This is a genomic window from Clostridium sp., from assembly GCF_029267215.1.
In the GTDB taxonomy this organism is placed as follows: domain Bacteria; phylum Bacillota; class Clostridia; order Clostridiales; family Clostridiaceae; genus Sarcina.
This window is the reverse complement of the sequence record NZ_JARIDH010000032.1, coordinates 91,780-110,991: the sequence shown is the minus strand read 5'-3', so window position 1 is coordinate 110,991 and position 19,212 is coordinate 91,780. Positions and strand designations below refer to the sequence as shown.

15 protein-coding genes are annotated in these 19,212 nt (G+C 28.1%); 11 read left to right on the top strand and 4 right to left on the bottom strand.

All coding sequences use genetic code 11. The annotated features are described in order from the left end of the window. The first annotated feature begins 38 nt into the window (after nt 1-38). The gene (locus Q1K13_RS05430; protein ID WP_300348279.1) at nt 39-191 is read left to right on the top strand and encodes a zinc-ribbon domain-containing protein; all 153 of its coding nucleotides are present in this window, start codon (nt 39-41) and stop codon (nt 189-191) included. 214 nt (nt 192-405) lie between these two features. On the opposite strand, the gene Q1K13_RS05425 is transcribed toward Q1K13_RS05430, so the two are convergent. Continuing rightward, a complete protein-coding gene (locus Q1K13_RS05425; protein ID WP_300348277.1) occupies nt 406-1,785 on the bottom strand; it encodes a GntP family permease in 1,380 nt (459 codons plus the stop codon). A gap of 355 nt (nt 1,786-2,140) precedes the next feature. Here Q1K13_RS05425 and Q1K13_RS05420 point away from each other — a divergent pair, with 355 nt between their 5' ends. From Q1K13_RS05420 to Q1K13_RS05410, 3 genes are all read left to right on the top strand, one after another. Then, the gene (locus Q1K13_RS05420) at nt 2,141-3,172 is read left to right on the top strand and encodes a TRM11 family SAM-dependent methyltransferase (RefSeq protein ID WP_300348276.1); all 1,032 of its coding nucleotides are present in this window, start codon (nt 2,141-2,143) and stop codon (nt 3,170-3,172) included. 298 nt (nt 3,173-3,470) lie between these two features. Beyond that, nucleotides 3,471-4,637, top strand: a complete 1,167-nt coding sequence (locus Q1K13_RS05415; protein ID WP_300348274.1) for an iron-containing alcohol dehydrogenase — start codon at nt 3,471-3,473, stop codon at nt 4,635-4,637. 112 nt (nt 4,638-4,749) lie between these two features. Then, nucleotides 4,750-5,994: an NAD(P)-dependent oxidoreductase gene (locus tag Q1K13_RS05410; RefSeq protein WP_300348273.1), complete on the top strand. Its 1,245-nt coding sequence runs from the start codon at nt 4,750-4,752 to the stop codon at nt 5,992-5,994. 121 nt (nt 5,995-6,115) lie between these two features. Here Q1K13_RS05410 and Q1K13_RS05405 read toward each other — a convergent pair whose 3' ends face one another. Further along, complete coding sequence (locus Q1K13_RS05405) at nt 6,116-6,460, bottom strand: winged helix-turn-helix transcriptional regulator (RefSeq protein ID WP_300348272.1); 345 nt, start codon at nt 6,458-6,460, stop codon at nt 6,116-6,118. Nucleotides 6,461-6,698: 238 nt separating this feature from the next. Here Q1K13_RS05405 and Q1K13_RS05400 point away from each other — a divergent pair, with 238 nt between their 5' ends. The 6 genes from Q1K13_RS05400 (at nt 6,699) to Q1K13_RS05375 (ending at nt 15,446) form a co-directional block, all read left to right on the top strand. Next, nucleotides 6,699-7,628 (top strand): hypothetical protein, encoded by a 930-nt coding sequence (locus Q1K13_RS05400; protein WP_300348271.1) that lies wholly within the window; start codon nt 6,699-6,701, stop codon nt 7,626-7,628. Between the two features lie 234 nt (nt 7,629-7,862). Further along, complete coding sequence (locus tag Q1K13_RS05395; RefSeq protein WP_300348270.1) at nt 7,863-8,201, top strand: zinc ribbon domain-containing protein YjdM; 339 nt, start codon at nt 7,863-7,865, stop codon at nt 8,199-8,201. 302 nt (nt 8,202-8,503) lie between these two features. Further along, a complete protein-coding gene (locus Q1K13_RS05390) occupies nt 8,504-10,669 on the top strand; it encodes a YhgE/Pip domain-containing protein (protein WP_300348269.1) in 2,166 nt (721 codons plus the stop codon). Between the two features lie 21 nt (nt 10,670-10,690). Then, on the top strand, nt 10,691-12,847 hold the full coding sequence (locus Q1K13_RS05385) for a YhgE/Pip domain-containing protein (protein WP_300348268.1): 2,157 nt from the start codon (nt 10,691-10,693) through the stop codon (nt 12,845-12,847). A gap of 170 nt (nt 12,848-13,017) precedes the next feature. Beyond that, the gene (locus tag Q1K13_RS05380) at nt 13,018-14,505 is read left to right on the top strand and encodes an N-6 DNA methylase (RefSeq protein WP_300348265.1); all 1,488 of its coding nucleotides are present in this window, start codon (nt 13,018-13,020) and stop codon (nt 14,503-14,505) included. 143 nt (nt 14,506-14,648) lie between these two features. Next, nucleotides 14,649-15,446, top strand: coding sequence for a staygreen family protein (locus tag Q1K13_RS05375; RefSeq protein ID WP_300348264.1), 798 nt, complete (start codon nt 14,649-14,651; stop codon nt 15,444-15,446). 96 nt (nt 15,447-15,542) lie between these two features. Here the strand turns inward: Q1K13_RS05375 and Q1K13_RS05370 are convergent, their stop codons facing one another. Beyond that, nucleotides 15,543-16,898, bottom strand: a complete 1,356-nt coding sequence (locus Q1K13_RS05370) for a YjiH family protein (RefSeq protein ID WP_300348263.1) — start codon at nt 16,896-16,898, stop codon at nt 15,543-15,545. A 309-nt stretch (nt 16,899-17,207) separates the two neighbouring features. Between Q1K13_RS05370 and hcp the strand changes: the two genes are divergently transcribed. Then, nucleotides 17,208-18,857, top strand: a complete 1,650-nt coding sequence (hcp, locus tag Q1K13_RS05365; RefSeq protein ID WP_300348261.1) for a hydroxylamine reductase — start codon at nt 17,208-17,210, stop codon at nt 18,855-18,857. 83 nt (nt 18,858-18,940) lie between these two features. Here the strand turns inward: hcp and Q1K13_RS05360 are convergent, their stop codons facing one another. Next, entirely contained in the window at nt 18,941-19,132 is a 192-nt protein-coding gene (locus Q1K13_RS05360; RefSeq protein WP_300348259.1) for a hypothetical protein, read from the bottom strand. Nucleotides 19,133-19,212: the final 80 nt, after the last annotated feature.

Sequence of the window (19,212 nt, the reverse complement as noted above, 5' to 3'; positions counted from 1 at the left end):
ATATCAATTTAGATTCTTTAATTTTAGGAGGAATGTTTATGTCAGATAAAACATTAAAATGCAGAGATTGCGGAAGTGAATTCATATTTTCAGTAGGAGAGCAAGAATTCTACAAAGAAAAAGGATTCAATAATGAGCCAACAAGATGTTTATCTTGTAGAAGAGCTAGAAAAGAGCAAAATAGAAGATAATTTTAGAGTTTTATAGGTTGTAGTTTTTCTACAACCTTTTTTATGTTATATAAAAAAGATTAAAAAACTAATTTCAAGATATAAAGAGAACATTAATATAGAATAAAAAAGTCTTAACCATTTAAATTATTTGGTTAAGACTTTTTTGTTTGAAATTTAAAAGCTATAATTCACTTTAAGAATATGTATATTAAACCACTTTATTATAAATATTTTAGGCTCCATATCTAAGAGAAACTAGTAAGACTACCACTGCTGTTGTGAATATTGGGATTAAAACTGATGTTACAAACATATCTTTGTAGGATTCTTTGTGTGTCAGTCCACAGATAGCAAGTGTAGTAATTACAGCCCCATTATGAGGGAGTGTATCTAAACCACCTGAAGAAAGTGAGGCTATTCTATGTAAAATTTCTGGTGGAATATTAAATGCATGGCTCATATGTATATATGTTGGTGCAAGGGCATTTAAAGATATTTCAAGTCCACCAGAGGCAGAGGCAGTTAGTCCACAAATTAAGTTTATTGATAGTGCTTCAGATATTATTGGATTTGATGAAATACCAAAAATAAATGATTGGATAAGGGAGAATACTGCTAATGATTTTATTACACTTCCATATCCAACTATGGCACTTGAATTAAGTAGAGGAAGAAAAGAATTTTTCACTCCTTGATCTAAGATTGATTTTAAATTCTTTAATTTTTTAAAGTGAGTTACAATAAGGAATATGTCAGCTGAAACTATTGCTATGATTACACTCCAAGTTCCTGAAATATTACTTAAAGTAGTGTTAAACTTACTTAAATAACTTCCATCTATATTTTTATAATAAACTTTTGAAAAGAATAAGTTAGTTGCAAAAATAATTAAAATTGGAAGAATAGCTTTAAATATACTAGGTAGATTTTCTATATTATTATCACCAATATTATCATTATGATTTCCGTACCCTTCATTATTGGCTCTGGCTGATTTTAATCTTCTAGTAAGCCAAATCATTCCTAAGCTTAACATCATAATACTTGCAAATAATCCTATTAAAGGGGCTGCAAAAGTGTCTGTTCCAAAGTATTTCATTGGAATAACATTTTGAATTTCTGGAGAACCTGGTAAGGCAGTCATTGTGAAAGTGAAGGCACCTAAGGCTATAGTTCCAGGAATAAGTCTTTTAGGAATATCAGCTTCTCTAAATAAAGTAGTAGCTATTGGATAAAGTATGAAAGCAACTACAAATAAAGAAACCCCTCCATATGTAAGTAATGCACCTGATAAAACTACTGCTAATATTGATTTATCTGATCCTATTTTTTTAGTTATAAAATGGGCTATAGACTTAGCATACCCTACTTCTTCCATTAATTTTGCAAAGATTGCACCTGTCATAAAAAGAGGGAAGTAGTTTTTTATAAAACTTGAGAATCCTGCCATATAAACTTCTGTATAGCTAGCCATTAAATGCCCACTAAATCCTGTAGTAAGAATTATGGTTAGTAGTGCAATTATTGGAGCTGTTATTATAGTTGAATATCCTTTATAAGCTAAATACATTATAAGTATTAGTGAAAATATTAAACCTATTACACTTATCATATCTAAAAACTAGGCTATATCAAAATCTATTAATTCTATGAAAATATATCTAAGTTTATTTTGATATATGCCAAATTCTCCTTTCTTTAATTATTTTTCTAATGTTATTAATCTTTTTTAAATCTATAAATAAAAAATAAATTGCATACAATTAAATATATTATAACTATATTTTGCAAAAAAGTAAATAATAATTATGATTTAATAAAATTAGATATTAATAAATAATTTATATTGTTTATAAAAACTATAATGCTAAATAAGAAATTTCAGTATTTTAACTACTGTTTTTGATGTTATAATGTTAAAGATAAAAAGGTAAATTAAAATATTAAGAAATGAGGATATTTTTTATATGAAAAGATATGCTATACTTGCAAACCCAGGACATAATCGTATTTATTTTGATACAGCATTAAAGATTGCAATTTCTGAATTAGAAGCAATTGCAGAGGCTTATGATATGGAGATAGGTCGTATAGAAGAAGGAGAAATGGGACTTCCAGCTTCAATATGCTTTTCAACTAAAAGAGAATTACATGAAGAAGATTTTAAGGCTTTAGGATTTTCATCAATATACTATGCTTTATTTGAAATAGTAGAGGGTGGATTATTAAGACCAATAGTTGTACCAGATTTTCATACATTCCCAGAAAGTATGGTTCAAATATTAAAGTATAATGGAAAAACTAATGAACAGTTCACAAGACTTATGGTAAACCTTGCATTAAGCGTATGTAAGACAGGAAGTAAGAAAATAACTTTATTTGATCCTATGTGTGGTAAAGGAACTACTTTATATGAAGGTTTTATAAGAGGTTTTCATGTTAAAGGAATAGAAATCAATGAACAATGGGTTCAAGAAATTCAAACATATGTTGTAAGATTTTTAAAAGAGGGTAAATATAAACATAAGGCTGAGAAGTCTAAGGTATCAGATTCTAAGAAGAAAAAAATTGCAAATGTATTTAGTTTGATAGCATCATCAAAGAAAGAAGATTTCAATACAGATAATGCACAATCATTCCAATTATTTAATGCTGATACAAGAAAGGCTGACTTGCTTTTAAAGAAAAAATCATGTGACATAATAATATCTGATTTACCATATGGTGTTCAACATGGAAGTAAGAATGATAAAAACTCAATGATGGAAAGAAGTCCATTATGCTTATTAAAAGAGGCAATTCCAGCTTGGCATAATGTTTTAAAGACTAAGGGAAGTTTAGTTTTATCATATAATGAATTTACTATGAAATATGATGATGTAGCAATTCTTTTAGAGAAGAATGGATTTAAGGTTCTTGATGAAAGTCCATACAATAATTACTTACATAGAGTAGACCAATCAATAAACAGAAATTTAATAGTAGCTATTAAAGCCTAATTTTAAAGAGAATCATTAATTTGATTCTCTTTTTTATATGGTTATATCTAAAATCAACATTGGCTTAAAACATAGCCTTTTATATAAATTTTTTTGAAAATAGTGATTGATAGAAAAAAGTTTGAAAAATTTTAAATTCTATAGAGTAGATAATATGGCAAATCACACTTTTTGGTAAGTATAACACCAAAAAGTGCCTTCTTTTTTTCTCTAAAAATACGTTATATACTAAGTTTGTCCTCAGGGAGAGGCATTAAATTGAAAGATAAATAATTTTTATATAGAGGAGTGTGTTTGAATGCAAAGATTTACTATCCCAAGAGATTTATATTTTGGAGAAAATGCTGTAGACTACTTAAAAGAAGCTAAAGGATCAAAAGCTTTCATAGTTATTGGTTCAGAAAGATTAATAAAAGATGGAACAGTTCCAAAAGTACAAGCTAATTTAAAAGAAGCTAATATTGAAACTATGGTTTTCACTGGAGTTGAAAATGACCCATCAGTTGCAACAGTAAGAAAAGGTGTTGAAATGATGAATGAATTCAACCCTGATTTAATAATAGGAATTGGTGGAGGTTCACCAATAGATGCTGCTAAGGCAATGTGGATTTTCTATGAATACCCAGAATTCACATTTGAAGAAGCTGCTAAGCCATTCAACTTACCAGAGTTAAGACAAAAAGCTAAATTCATAGCTATACCAACAACTAGTGGTACTGCTACTGAGGTTACTTCATTCTCAGTTATAACTGACAATGAAACTGGTGTTAAATATCCAATAGCAGACTATAATATAACACCTGATATTGCTATTGTTGATACAGGATTAGTTCAAACTATGCCTAAAACTTTAGTTGCTAACACAGGAATGGATGCTTTAACTCATGCTTTCGAAGCTTACGTTTCAACAGCTAGAAATCCTATAACTGATGCATTAGCAATGAAATCAATAGAAATGATTGTAGAAAATTTATATAATTCATTTGAAGGAGAAAATCAAGCAAGAAAAGATATGCATATAGCTCAAAACTTAGCTGGAATGGCCTTCTCAAATGCTATATTAGGAATTGTTCATTCAATGGCTCATAAAACAGGAAAAATATTTAATGTTCCTCACGGTTTAGCTAATGCTATATACTTACCAGCAGCTATTCAATTCAATGCTAAGACTGCAAAATCAGCTTATGCTGACATAGCTAGCAGATTAGGATTAGAAGGAAATAATGAAGATGAGTTAGTAAATTCATTAGTTAGCTTAGTTAAAGATTTAAGAGCTAAAATGGGAATGGCTCAATCATTAAAAGAGTTTGGAATATCAGAAGAGATGTTCAGAGAAAACTTAGATTCAATTTCTGAAACAGCAGTTGCTGACCCTTGTACTGGTACAAACCCAAGAGAAATATCAGTAGAAGAAATGAAGAAATTATTTGAAGCTGTTTACTACGGAGAAGATGTAAACTTCTAATTTAAATAGTTAATACCAACATTAATATAAATTAAACTTAATAACTAGATAAAAGAAGATTATTTTAGGATAATCTTCTTTTTGTCTAAAAACAAAGGAAGTGGGTGAAAAAGTGGAAAATAAAGTTATAAAAGAATTACAATTGGAAGCAGATAGATGTTTAGGATGTAAAAATGCTAGATGTAGTAATAATTGTCCTATAAATACACCTATACCTCAGATTATAAGTTTATTTAAAGAAAATAAAATAGAAGAAGCTGGAAGTATATTATTTGAAAATAATCCATTATCATTGGTTTGCTCAATTGTATGTCCACATGAAAGACAATGTTATGGAAATTGTGTTAGAGGAATAAAAGGCGAGTCAGTAAACTTTTATGATATAGAGAGATACATATCAGGAAAATATCTTGAAACTTTAAATATAAAACCAGAAGGTAAATTAGATAAAAAAGTTGCTATAGTTGGTGGAGGACCAGCTGGAATAAGTGTTGCTTTTAACCTTGTTTTAAAAGGATATGATGTAACAATTTTTGAAAAGAATCCTAAACTTGGAGGAGTTCTTAGATATGGAATACCTAACTTTAGATTAGATAAATCTATAGTTGATTTAATAGAAGAGAAGTTAATTCAATTAGGAGTTAAAATAAGAAATAATGTATCAGTTTTAGATAATATTAAAATAGAAGATTTATTTAGAGATGGATATGATGCTATTTTCATTGGAATAGGTTTAGAAGAAGCTAAAGCTATAAAGATGAAGGGTGAAACTAGATATAATGTTCATTATGCAATAGATTATTTAAAAGCACCAGATTCAATAGATTTAGGAAATAATGTAGGAATTATAGGGGCAGGAAACGTTTCTATGGATGCCGCTAGAACAGCTAGAAAAACAGGTGCTAATACTACTGTTTTTTATAGAAGAGATTTTAGCGATATGACTGCAGTATTAGCAGAAATAAATGAAGCTAGAGAAGAAGGGGTTCAATTTAAAGTATTTGAGTCACCAGTAGAAGTTGTTGAGGATGGATTAATTACCATAAGTACTAAAAAAGTTGATGATGATAAGTCAAAATCAAAGATTGTAAATATAGAAGGATCAGAGAAGTTAAATAAATTAGATTCAATAATAATAGCTGTAAGTCAACAAGCTAAAGAGTATTCTCAAGATGGTTTAGATTTTAATCAGTGGAGACTGCTTGAAGTTGATGAAAATGGACAGACTTCTATAGATGGAGTTTTCTCAGCTGGAGATATTGTAAGTGGAGCTAAGACAGTAGTTGAGGCTGTTAATAATGGAAAAATAGTTGCTGAAAATATACATAGATATATTATGAGTAAGATGGAAAATTAGCTTTAAAATAGATAAATTGAATATTCAATTATTATATAGATAAAAGACTTATAAATATATTTTAGAAATTAATTCATAAGAATTATTTTAAAAACATATTTATAAGTCTTGTTTTTTGAGCTTAAAACATATTTACAAATTCTTTTCCCCATAAATCCATTTCTCTTAGGATTGGAAGTAGTTTTTTACCCATATCGGTAAGTGAGTATTCAACCATTGGGGGAACTTGATTATATACCTTTCTATGTACAAGTTTATTTTTTTCTAAATCTCTTAGTTGTTGTGTTAGCATTTTTTGACTAATTTCAGGTATTAAATTTTTAAACTCATTAAATCTAATTACTTCATGAATTCCAAGGGTCCAAATTATAAGTGATTTCCATTTACCACCTATAACTTCTAATGTTACTTCTATTTCACATCTATAATTATGGCAACTAACCTTATTAGTTCTATCTGCTGGCATTGAATCACTCCTTAATAAAAAATATACACTTATTATAACAAATAATGAATTAACATAAAAAACTAATATTTGTAAAAATAAAAAAACAAATTAAAATCGTTTATATTTATTAGATTTTATATTTATGTTATGAAAAATATAGTTTGCTTATTTATATTCAAATTGATAGTTTTTTGATATAACTAGTGATATAATTTAAAGAAATGTAATTTATTTCAAATTTATAAGGGGGATGAATATGAAGAAGAGAATTATTTTATCTTTGATACTTGGAGTTGTTATTGTAGGTGGCACACTTAGTGTTGTTAGATTAAATAATAAAAATTGTTATCAAAATATAAAAGAAAAATTTATAACTAGTGATGAATCTAAGAAAACTGGAGTTATAGATAGCAGAGAAGTAAAAAGTGTAAAAGATGATAAAGTTGAGGAAAAAGCTAAAGAGAGTAAGGTTAGTGTGAAAGATAATGATGTTAAGGAAACAGAAAATAAAAAAGTTGTAGAGTCTAAAACTGAAACAGAGAAAGTTGAGCCAAAGAAAGAAGTAGAAAAAAATATTAAGAATAAAAGCAAAGTTAGCGAACAAACGAATTCAAAAACTGAGAGCAAAGTAAAAGAAAGTGGACAAAGTTTGGAGGAAGGATATGAACTTTCTTATAGGGCTAGAGATGCCTATAAGAGAGGAGATGTTGATGAAGCATTAAGACTTTATAATCAAATAACTAATAAAGCTGCCTTAGCAAAAACTGTTGATGAGAAAAAAATGTATGAATCTTCAAAGAATGTAGAAAATGAAATTTTAAAATGTGAACACTTATATAATCAAGGAGATTACATGAATGCAAGGTTAAAGATTAAAGAACTTTTAGGGGGGAATAGAATGAGCGATAGTCAGATGAAAAGATGCGTTGAACTTATTAAAAAGACTGATAGCAAGGTTGGAACAACAGGAGAAGCTAATTTAAATAAAAACTTTACTTATGAAAAAGCAGTTCAGCTTGTAAAAAATTATAGTAAGTTTAAAAATCAGACTTATGAGCTAGCTGAGCAAAAGATAAATGAGGATGGATTAAAAACTTATTATATTATTGAAAGAGATAAAAAACATAAAAATTATATAGTAACATACATAGTAAATTCTAATGGAAAGGTTCAAGAAGCATGCTAAATTTAATTTATATGTTTAGAAATTAATTTTTTTAATTTATCAAAATAGCCCGTATTTCATTAAAGTATTTAATATATAAAGTTTAATGAAATATAGCTTTAAAAAGCTTAAAATTTGTCATTATTACTAGACTATGATATTATATAATCCTATAAGTAAATCCCTATAAGTATAAAATGCATATGCTTGTTTAAAACTAATGGGAATTGAAAAAAATGAACGGAGGAATATATAATGGATAAATTACCAAATTGCCCTAAATGTGGATCAGAATACACTTACGAAGATGGAACTCTTTTAGTTTGTCCAGAGTGTGCCTATGAGTGGACTCCAGGAACAGAAAATGTAGATGAGGATGTATTAGTAGTTAAAGATTCAAACGGAAACATACTTCAAGATGGAGATACAATAACTATAATAAAGGATCTTAAAGTAAAAGGTGCTTCATCAGCATTAAAGAAAGGTACAAAAGTTAAGAATATACGTCTAGTTGAGGGAGATCACAATATAGATTGTAAAATAGATGGTTTTGGAGCTATGAGCTTAAAATCAGAATTTGTTAAGAAAATCTAATAATAGTTTTTTTAGAAGCATTTAATATGCTTCTTTTTTTATAAAAATTAGTTATATATAAATAATTTCGGTTTTTTAGAATTAAGAAAATAAAGTGATATATAATATATTTAATAATATTTTTACTATTATATATTTAATTTAAAATATTTTAATGATTAATTAAGAGTTAAAAGGTTTATTTGTAAACTAATTTTTGATACTATATTAATTAAGAGTTTAAAAACTCTTTTCGATTTCAAGATTTGAAATAAAACATAGGGGGATGTGTTTATTTTAACTTTACAAATGGAGGTGTGTGAATGAAGTGGAATAATATTTTAAAAGTGTTTAAAAGAGATATAAAAGCCATAATTAAAAATCCTATAGCACTTTTAATAATAGGAGGAATATGCTTTATACCATCATTATATGCGTGGGTAAATATAGAAGCGTGTTGGGATCCTTATGAAAACACAAGTACAGTTCCAATTGCCGTTGTAAATAATGATAAGGGGTCATCTTTAAATGGCAAGGAAATGAACGTAGGTGATCAAGTTATTGATGAGCTTAAGAAAAATCATGATATTGGATGGAAGTTTGTTAGTACGGAACAGGCTAATACAGGGTTAATAGATGGAAATTATTATGCAATGATAGAAATTCCATCAGATTTTTCAAAGGATTTAACAAGTTTAACCTCTGATAAACCAGTAAAACCTGAAATAATATATAAGGTTAATACTAAGGCTAATCCTGTTGCAGGAAAGATAACAGGGGTTGCTAAAAGGACTTTAGTAGATAAGATAACATCTAATTTTATAACAACTGTAAATGAAACTATATTTTCATCTTTAAATGGTGTTGGATCTAATATAAATGAGAATAAAGATCGTATTATACAACTTAAAAATTCTATTATTGCTATAGATAAAAATATGGGATCAATTAAAAATATGCTTACTAATATAAATAGTAATTCTAAAAATCTAGATACATATTTAAAAGAAGTTCAACAGACAATGCCGTCTATAACAAGTGGTTTAAATAATATATCAAAGGATGCTACTAATACTGGTAATTTAATAAATACTTCAAAGGAGTCCTTAAATGCTACTTTTGATAATATAAGGTTAAATTTATCAGAATCAAAGACCTCTTTAGATAAGGTTCAAAATAGTTTAAATGATATATCAAATATTGCAAAAGATGTTGGAACTTCAAAAATTAGTTCTAGTATAAATAAGGCAATCACAGAGGTTGATAATGTTAATAATAGTGTAAACTCAGTAATAAACTTTTTAGATGCGATTAATAAAGTTTCACCTAATGATAAAATTACTAACATGATAACAAGTTTAAAAGGGGTTCAAACATCATTAGAGAAAGAGAAAACTAAACTTAATGATTTACAAAGTAAGGTTAGTAGTGGAGGAAATATTGATAAAGGGTTAATAAACTCAATTAATGATTTAACTAAAAATATAGAAAGTCAAATAACTAATTCTTTAAATAAGTTTGATAAGGAAGTAAGGCCTGAATTAAATAATATGGCAGATGGATTAGTAAAAGCTACACAAGGTGCTTCAGACCTTTTAAAACAAGCTAATGGTTTAGCTGATCAAATAAATAATTTATTAAGTACAGCAGGTCAAGGAGCTAATTTAGCAGGCACAACATCAGATAAACTTAAAAGTAGTTTAGATCAGTTTTCTGGTGTAATAAGCGAATTAAGTAATAAGCTTCAAAATGTAAGTGATGATCAACTTGGAAAAATAGTTAGCATACTTCAAAGTAATCCAGCTTTTATGGGAGAATTTATTGCAAATCCATTTAATATAAAGACTGATGCAATATATAAAGTTCCTAACTATGGCTCAGGAATGGCACCTATATATTCAGTTTTAGCATTATGGGTTGGTTCTTTAATTTTAATATCTTTATTAAAAACAGAGTCTGTAGAATTTGAAGGTAGTGAAAATATAAATTTAAGAGAAAGACACTTTGGAAAAATGCTTATTTTCGTAAGTTTAAGTGTAATACAAGGATTTATAGTTGCATTTGGAGATAAATTCTTACTTGGAGTACATACAGTTAATACAACATTGCTTATTGTAATGGCTATGTTTTCATCAGCTGTATTTACTATAATAGTTTTCACTCTTATGTCCTTATTTGGTAATTTAGGAAAAGCACTAACTATTATATTGATGGTACTTCAATTAGCAGGTAGTGGAGGATCATATCCAATACAGGTTGATCCGTTATTTTTCAGAATAGTTCAACCAACATTCCCATTCACTTATGCAATATCAGGATTTAGGGAAGCAATAGCAGGACCTTTAGTTAGCACAGTTGTTTTAGACTTTGTAATTTTAACAATAATGGCAGTTATATTCTTATTACTAGGATATCTTTTAAAAGGACCATTAAATCCTAGAGTAAGAAAATTTGAAGAAATGTTTGAAGAGTCTGGAATAGCAGAATAATCTGTATTTAAGAGGTGAAATATGAAGAAAATTTTTAAGGTCTTTCGAAGAGATTTAAGAAGAATAAGAAAAAATCCAGCAGCCTTATCAATAGTAATTGGTTTATGTATTATACCATCTCTTTATGCATGGATTAACATTAAAGCATGTTGGGATCCATATGTTAATACAGGGAATTTACCAGTGGCTGTAGTAAATAATGACCAAGGTACTGTGGTTGAAGGAAAGAAAGTAAATGTAGGAAATGAAATAGTCGACCAACTTAAGAAAAATGATTCTATAGGTTGGAAGTTTGTAGATAATTGGCAGGGGAATTATGGCTTAAACGAAGGAGAATATTATGCTCTTATAGAAATTCCATCAGATTTCTCTGCTGGATTAACAAGTTTAACAACTGGAAATCCTCAAAAACCAGAAATAATATATAAGGTTAATGAGAAGACAAATGCCATAGCAACTAAGATTACAAATGTTGCTAAGGATGAGGTTACAAAAGAGATTAAAACTAATTTTGTTGATACAGTAAACAAAGAAGCTTTTGAACTTTTAAATAAGTTAGGTGGAAAGTTAGAAACTAATAAGCCTGCTATTTTGCAGATAAGAGATACATTAGAAAGTGCAAATAGTAGTTTAAAGGAGATTCAAAGTTTTGTTAATAAAGCAAATGGTGATTCTCAAAGCTTAAGTAAGTATTTAAGTAGTGTAAAGAATGATTTGCCTAAGGTAACAAGTCAATTAAATAATTTACAAAGTACGATGGAATCAAGTAAGTCGTTAATAAATTCAACTCAGCAAACTGTTAATTCAATTTCAAATAGTTTTAGTAATGATACAATAACTATGCAAGCTATGAATAATGAATTACAAAGTTTATTAACAAAGCTAACTCAGTTAAATGAATCTATGGATACAAGTAAAATGCTTGAAACAATAGATAAGATAACAACAAAAATTGATTCATTAAATAATATATTTTCATCAAGTATTGAATCTTTAGAAAAGATAAATAGTATTAAACCTAACTCATCAATAACTAGTTTAATAAATATGATGAAGAAAACTCAAGATATGGTTAAAAATGAGAAAACTCAATTAGAGGCTATAAAAACAGCCATATCAAATGGAAGTAGTAAAGAAGATATTCAAAAATCAATAGATTCAGTTTCTACTATAAGTAATGAGTTAAGTTCATCAATTATGAATATATCAAATAGTTATTACAGTAATGGAGCACCTGCTTTAAACAGTATAGGAAATTCATTAAAAGGTGGATTAGATACTGCGAACTCAGTATTAGAAACAACTAAGATAATAGTTCCTCAGCTTAATGCTTTAGCTACATATGGAATAGCAAGTAGTGATGTAGCTAGTCAGCAATCAAGTCAAATATCAGGAAAACTTAATGAATTCCAAGATGAGATTTCTAAATTAATAGAAAAAACATCAGGATTAACAGCAGAGAATTTAAACAAAGCAATTGATTTAATGAAGAAAAATCCAGATGAAATAGCATCATTTATATCATCTCCTGTTAATGTAAAAGAAGAGGAAGTTTATGATGCAGGAATATTTGGAGTAGCTCTTACACCCTTTTATACTGTTTTAGCAATTTGGGTTGGTTCACTTCTATTAACTTCATTATTGACTGTTGAGTGTGAAGATTTTGAAGATGGAACTAAGTTAAATCTTCTTCAAAAACATTTTGGTAAGATGTTATTGTTTTTAACAATATCCTTAATTCAAGCTACGATAATTGTTTTAGGAGATATATATATACTTGGAGTGAATCCTGTTAACACTTGGTTAATGTTTGGATTTGCATTTATAAGTTCTATAGTATTTACAGTGATGATATTTACTCTTGTATCTCTATTTGGAAATATAGGTAAAGCTATGGCCATTGTAATAATGGTATTCCAAGTTGCAGGGGCAGGAGGAATTTATCCTATACAAACAAATCCAAAAATATTTGAGATATTACAACCTTTATGGCCATTTACTTATGCAATTGATGGATTCAGAGAAGCAATTGCAGGGCCTATATGGGAAACGGTAAATAGTGATTTAAAAGCACTTGGTATATTCTTTGGAGTATTCTTTGTATTATGCGTACTTAAGAAACCTTTCCATAAGATAACTGAGTTTGTAGAACATAAATTTAGAGAATCAGGATTATAAGATATAAAAATAACCTATGAATGAGAAATTATTCATAGGTTATTTTTTGTTTATTTTAGAGTTTATTAATGACTTTTAAAGAAATATAAAAAAGTATACATTTTTTATATTAACATGAAAATTGTGGTAAAATAAGGTTTGGAAGAGAACTTCTTAATGTGGGGTGTATTATGGGAAGGAAAGAAAAAATTTTATATAAACCTCTTAGTATAGAGCATAAAGAGGTGATTGATGTTAGAGAAATAGGCTATTATTCTACACCTAACTTTGTTGCAAGATATATAGGAAAAAGGATTTTACAAATTAATGATGATGGACAACTCTTGTTAGATCCTTGTTGTGGTAAGGAAGAATTACTAAGATATTTTAATGATTATAATATTAAATTAACAGGTATGGATTTAATAAAATACAAGGAAAATTATAATTGTGATTTTCATAATTATGACTTTATAAAATATTATTGTGAGCATAAGTATAATGAGGAATGGGATTATGATTACTACATAGCAAATCCACCTTATAACTGTCATGAAGTAGATTTTATAAAAAGTAATAAGGAGTATTTAAAAGAATTTTTTCATGAGGTTGGAGTTCATAACATGTATAGCATGTTTATATATGCAATAATAGACAAAGCTAAGGACGGTGCTGTTATTGGACTTATAACTCATGATTCTTTTTTTTCAGCAAAGAATCATAGACAACTTAGAAAGAAAATATTAGAAGAGTGTTCTATTGAAGAAATTACAATGTGTCCAACAGAGTTATTTCATGATCAGGGTGCAGATGTTAGGACAAGTATTGTGATTTTAAGAAAAGGAAAGCAATATCAAAAAAAGGTAAGAGTAAATAATAGAGCTAAATCCTTAGATGATTTTAAGGATTTACTTTCTAAAAATCTAAACTCTGATTTTTTAAGGAATATGTATGATTTAGAGGATATAGTGCTAAATAATAAAAAGGATAATCTAGAATTTTTTATTGAATGTCCAGAGGATATAAGAAGACTTTTTAATAAGGATAGATTGGGCGAAAAATTTAAATGTATTACGGGTATTTCAACAGGAAATGATAAGTTATACCTTTCAAAGATAAAAGAGGGAAATTATTTAGTACCTTTTTATAAAAATCCAGGAAAAGATAAGTTTTATACTAGAAGAGTTATATATCTTCATAAAGATTTTTTAGAGTTATCAAACAAAGTTCCAAATTTTAATGTTAGAAATAAAAAATTTTTATATAAATCAGGTATAACTTGCTCTTCAATGGGAGTTGAATTTAATGCATGTATATTACCTAAAGGTTCAACATATGGTGTTAATCCAAATATAATATGTGAAAGCGATGATGTTTGGTGGCTTTTATCATACCTAAATTCATCATTAGTAACATACTTAGTTAGAGGTGCACTAATAAGAAGCAACATGGTAACATCAGGCTATGTATCTAGAATTCCAATTTTAAATTTTAATAAGGAAGAAAGAGAAGAACTAAAGATATTAGGTAAAAAAGCTTATGAGTTAAGAAAAACTAATGAGAGTATAGCCTATGAACTTAACGCCATAAATAAAATTGTTAATAAGGCTGCTAAAATATCAAATGAGTCTGAAGAATTTATATTTAACTTCAAAAAAAATCTAGTGAAATCAACTTAAAGTTAATCAAGTTTTATATAACAGCAGTCATAAGGATTTTTCTTTGAATATTTTTTAGGGGATTCGTCAATTTTATGTTGAATAAATATAATTTAGACTTCATATAAATAAAAGGTTAATAGTATTATTTTGAGGTGTAGGTTATGTTTAATACTAAAAGATTAAGTGTGGAATTCAGAAATGAAATTACAGATGAAAAACCAATAGAAGGTAGAAAATATACTTTAACTCATTCTGATGAAACAGGAGAATTATTTCTCACAGTTGCTTTAGCATATGCATACGATAAAATAAATTTCATGAAAAGAGATGAAGTTTTTGGAGAATGGAAAAAGGTAGACAATAGATTTATATTTAAGGCTTATATTTATGTTGATGGCATGGGAGGGAAAGAGGTTGCAACTAAAAGGAATAGAATATTTGTACAAGAACTCCCACTTGCATTGTCTGCAATAAAATATGGAGATAGACAATTTTTAAAGGATAATAAAGAACTTTTAAACAGTCAAATCTTAGTTAGATTTATTTCTGCCTATGATAATTTAAATAGAGTTGAGAATTATGGAACATTTAAAGACTATAGTATAAGAACTGAGGAGAATCCGACTTATGATGCAGAATCTAAAAATAATGTTTATGAAGAAGAAAGTATTTTAGATGATAATGATGAATTTGTAAATAACGTTATTTTAACTCTTTTAAATCCATATATCAAAGAAGAAGTGGTTAAGCTTTATGAAAAAGATATTTACTATTGCTTAAAGGATGCAGAGATTTTAGAAGTAATAAAAAAAGATACTGAAAGTAAATGTGAAATGAATTACGAGGTTTATGTTGGAGTAAAAGTTGGTGAAAAGGAAATTCCATATAATAACTTTATAATTAAGTTCTTAATTACTCCAAATGGAGTAACATCTTTAGGTGTAAAAAATCCAAGGTAAATAAAGTTTAAATTTTAATAAATTAAATAGTTAAAAAAATAAACCCAGTTAAGATTATAGATGTTATAATTCTTAACTGGGTTTTTATTTATATTTTTAGAATAATAAATGAGCAACAAGAGATATTACGGGTAATGTAACTAATGTTCTCATTAAGAAAATCATGAATAACTCTTTTAAATTTAATGGAATCTTAGATCCTAAGATAATACTTCCAACTTCTGAAAGATAGATTAGCTGAGTTACTGAAACAGCAGCTACAATAAATTTTGTCATATCACTAACTATTGTTTTTGAGGCAATAACTGATGGTAAGAACATATCAGCAAACCCAACAATAACTGTTTGTGAAGCAGCCGCAGCCTCTGGTATTCCTAGGATTTTGAATAACGGGATGAAAGGAATTCCAAGCCATTGAAATATTGGAGTGTATTCAGCAATTATAAGTGCTATAGTTCCCATTGCCATTACAACAGGTAAAACTCCTATCCACATTTCTAATACGTTTTTTATTCCATCTGAAAGGAATTTTTTGAAACTAGTCTCATTTTGTGCCTTTTCAACAGCCTTAGCTAATCCAAATGTGAATGGTGTAAATCCTTCTGGAACATCTTCTACGTTTTTAGGTTCAATGTTGTTGTAGTAAGCATCTGGCTTCTTATTTAGTGGCCAAACTCTTGGTAAGATTATTGCAGCTACTATCCCTGCTAATGTTACAGTTAAGTAGAAAGGAATAAACATATTTTCTAATCCTACTTGTGACAAAACAACAAAACTAAATGTTATTGAAACAACTGAGAACATTGTACTAACAATACAAGATTCTCTTTCTGTGTAAAAACCTTCTTCATATTGTTTTGATGTAAGAAGCACACCTATAGTTCCATCTCCTAACCAAGAAGTCATACAGTCTATTGAAGAACGACCTGGTAATTTAAATAAAGGTCTCATAATTTTAGTAAGTAATGCACCACAGAACTCTAATAAACCGAAGTTTAAAAGAAGTGGTAGGAATAATCCTGCAAAGAAGAATACAACTATAAGTGTTGGTAATAGGTCATTTAATATGAATGAACCTGTTACATCTGATTTTATTAATTCAGGACCAAATCCTGTGAAAGCTAATATTATAAAAAATCCTCCTAATATTCTGGATATGCTCCAAATCCAATTAACGTTTAATAATGAATTTAGGAATGAATTTTCTAGTATAAATCTCGGTTTTAATGTTTTTACGATTATTGTAAGTAACGTAGCTATTATAACAACAAAGGTAGCCATTAAAGGTAAGTAATCCCCAATTAAACCTTTTATTCTACCTGTGAAGAATGCTATTGGTATTGATATATTTCCATCATCATTTATAGGAACCATAAACAGGATTACCCCTATTAACGATGGGATTATAAACTTTAATAAATCTGATACTTTATATTTAGGTTTAGTATTCATAAAGTAGTCCCCCTTTTTTTATTAACAATCAATTAGTATAAGGCTTATTATACAAAAAGATATGCATAAAATCAATTAAAATGTGCATAAAAATAATGAATAATGTATAAATATTCAATAATATGCTGTTCATATACATAATTTACAAAAGAAAATAAAATTTTTAAATAAGGTAACATAGGTTACGGAATTAGTAAAAAGTGGATAGTATAATCATAGGTGTAAGGTTGCTAAAAACAAGCAATTTCATTAAATAAAAAATAAGATTGAATTTTTATATAAAAAGAATTTGAATGGAGGAACTAAAGAATGAGTATGTTTTGTTTTCAATGTCAAGAAACAGCAGGATGCAAAGGGTGTACAGTAAGAGGAGTTTGTGGAAAATCTGAGGATGTAGCAAAAATCCAAGACCTTTTAGTTTTTGTTACTAAAGGATTGGCAACAGTTTCTGTTGAAGGAAGAAAAGTAGGTGTAGTAAATAAGAAAGTAAATAGAATGATAGTTGATAACTTATTTATTACAATAACAAATGCAAACTTTGATTTTAAAGCAATAGAAAAAAGAGTTAAAGATACTTTAGAATTAAGAGAAGAATTAAAAGAAAAAATACAAGTTGTTGGTGGAAATCCAGTAGGATCAGATTTTAAAGGATGTGCAACTTGGACAGCTTCAACTAAGGAAGAAATGATGGAAAAGGCTTCAGAAGTAGGGGTGTTATCTACTGAAAATGAAGATATAAGAAGTTTAAGAGAACTTATTATGTATGGATTAAAAGGGTTATCAGCATACATGGAACATGCTATGAACTTAGGATATGATAAAGAAGAAGTTCATGTATTCATGGCAGAAACTTTAGTTAAAATATTAGATGATTCATTATCAGGTGATGAATTAACAAAATTAGCATTAGAAACAGGTAAATTTGGAGTAGATGGAATGGCATTATTAGATGAAGCTAATACTTCAACATACGGTCATCCAGAAGTAACAAAAGTTAATATAGGTGTTAGAAATAACCCAGGAATATTAATTTCAGGACACGATTTAAAAGATTTAGAAATGTTATTAGAACAAACTGAAGGAACTGGAGTAGATGTTTATACTCATGGTGAAATGTTACCAGGACACTACTACCCTAAATTCAAGAAATATTCTCACTTTGCAGGAAACTATGGTAATGCATGGTGGTTACAAAATAAAGAGTTTGAATCATTTAACGGACCAATCTTAATGACTACAAACTGTATAACACCAGTTCAAGATTCATACAGAGGAAGAATCTTCACAACAGGGGCTGTAGGATATGAAGGATGTATTCATATTGAAAGTGATGAAAATGGAAAGAAAGATTTCTCACAAATAATAGAATTAGCTAAAACTTGCAAAGCTCCAACAGAGATAGAAACAGGAGAAATTGTTGGTGGATTCGCTCATAACCAAGTTCTTGCATTGGCAGAGCAAGTTGTAGATGCAGTTAAATCAGGTGCTATAAGAAGATTCTTTGTAATGGCAGGTTGTGATGGAAGAGCTAAATCAAGAGATTACTACAAAGAATTTGCTGAGAAATTACCAAAGGATACAGTAATATTAACAGCAGGATGTGCTAAGTATAAATATAACAAGTTACAATTAGGAGATATTAATGGAATTCCAAGAGTATTAGATGCAGGACAATGTAATGATTCATACTCATTAGTAGTAATAGCATTAAAACTTGCAGAGGTATTTGGAGCAAGTGATGTGAATGAATTACCTATAAGCTACAACATAGCTTGGTATGAGCAAAAAGCTGTAATTGTATTATTATCACTATTACACCTAGGAGTTAAAAATATTCACTTAGGACCAACATTACCAGCATTCCTATCACCAAACGTAGCTAAAGTTTTAGTTGATAACTTTGGAATCGGTGGAATTACAAATGTAGAAGATGACATGAAAATGTTCTTAGGAGAATAATTTAAATAAACTAGTTAATTAGTTTTAAATAATAAACTCAACCAACATAAAAAACCTAACATGATAATATGTTAGGTTTTTTCTTATTCTTCTGACCTATTTAAAGACTGAAAATAGGCAAAGCTTGCTGCGTAAACATCTATGTTAGCACCTAATGCGGTAAAAAAATCTGATAAAACAGAAAGTTGAAGTTCATTATATCTAGTGGAATATTCTTTTGATATAAGAATACTTAATGCATTTAATTGATCTGGAGATAAATCAAAAAGTTCCATTAAATAAATTTCTCCTTTAAGCTTTATATAATTAATATATAAAAAAAAGAACTTATTGATTATTTCTTTCAATAAGTTCT

Excerpts from the sequence above, each read along its gene's own strand:
- Q1K13_RS05430 (WP_300348279.1), top strand. The coding sequence starts at position 39 with ATGTCAGATAAAACATTAAAATGCAGAGATTGCGGAAGTGAATTCATA.
- Q1K13_RS05425 (WP_300348277.1), bottom strand. The coding sequence starts at position 1,785 with ATGATAAGTGTAATAGGTTTAATATTTTCACTAATACTTATAATGTAT.
- Q1K13_RS05420 (WP_300348276.1), top strand. The coding sequence starts at position 2,141 with ATGAAAAGATATGCTATACTTGCAAACCCAGGACATAATCGTATTTAT.
- Q1K13_RS05415 (WP_300348274.1), top strand. The coding sequence starts at position 3,471 with ATGCAAAGATTTACTATCCCAAGAGATTTATATTTTGGAGAAAATGCT.
- Q1K13_RS05405 (WP_300348272.1), bottom strand. The coding sequence starts at position 6,460 with ATGCCAGCAGATAGAACTAATAAGGTTAGTTGCCATAATTATAGATGT.
- Q1K13_RS05400 (WP_300348271.1), top strand. The coding sequence starts at position 6,699 with ATGAAGAAGAGAATTATTTTATCTTTGATACTTGGAGTTGTTATTGTA.
- Q1K13_RS05395 (WP_300348270.1), top strand. The coding sequence starts at position 7,863 with ATGGATAAATTACCAAATTGCCCTAAATGTGGATCAGAATACACTTAC.
- Q1K13_RS05390 (WP_300348269.1), top strand. The coding sequence starts at position 8,504 with ATGAAGTGGAATAATATTTTAAAAGTGTTTAAAAGAGATATAAAAGCC.
- Q1K13_RS05385 (WP_300348268.1), top strand. The coding sequence starts at position 10,691 with ATGAAGAAAATTTTTAAGGTCTTTCGAAGAGATTTAAGAAGAATAAGA.
- Q1K13_RS05380 (WP_300348265.1), top strand. The coding sequence starts at position 13,018 with ATGGGAAGGAAAGAAAAAATTTTATATAAACCTCTTAGTATAGAGCAT.
- Q1K13_RS05375 (WP_300348264.1), top strand. The coding sequence starts at position 14,649 with ATGTTTAATACTAAAAGATTAAGTGTGGAATTCAGAAATGAAATTACA.
- Q1K13_RS05370 (WP_300348263.1), bottom strand. The coding sequence starts at position 16,898 with ATGAATACTAAACCTAAATATAAAGTATCAGATTTATTAAAGTTTATA.
- hcp (WP_300348261.1), top strand. The coding sequence starts at position 17,208 with ATGAGTATGTTTTGTTTTCAATGTCAAGAAACAGCAGGATGCAAAGGG.
- Q1K13_RS05360 (WP_300348259.1), bottom strand. The coding sequence starts at position 19,132 with ATGGAACTTTTTGATTTATCTCCAGATCAATTAAATGCATTAAGTATT.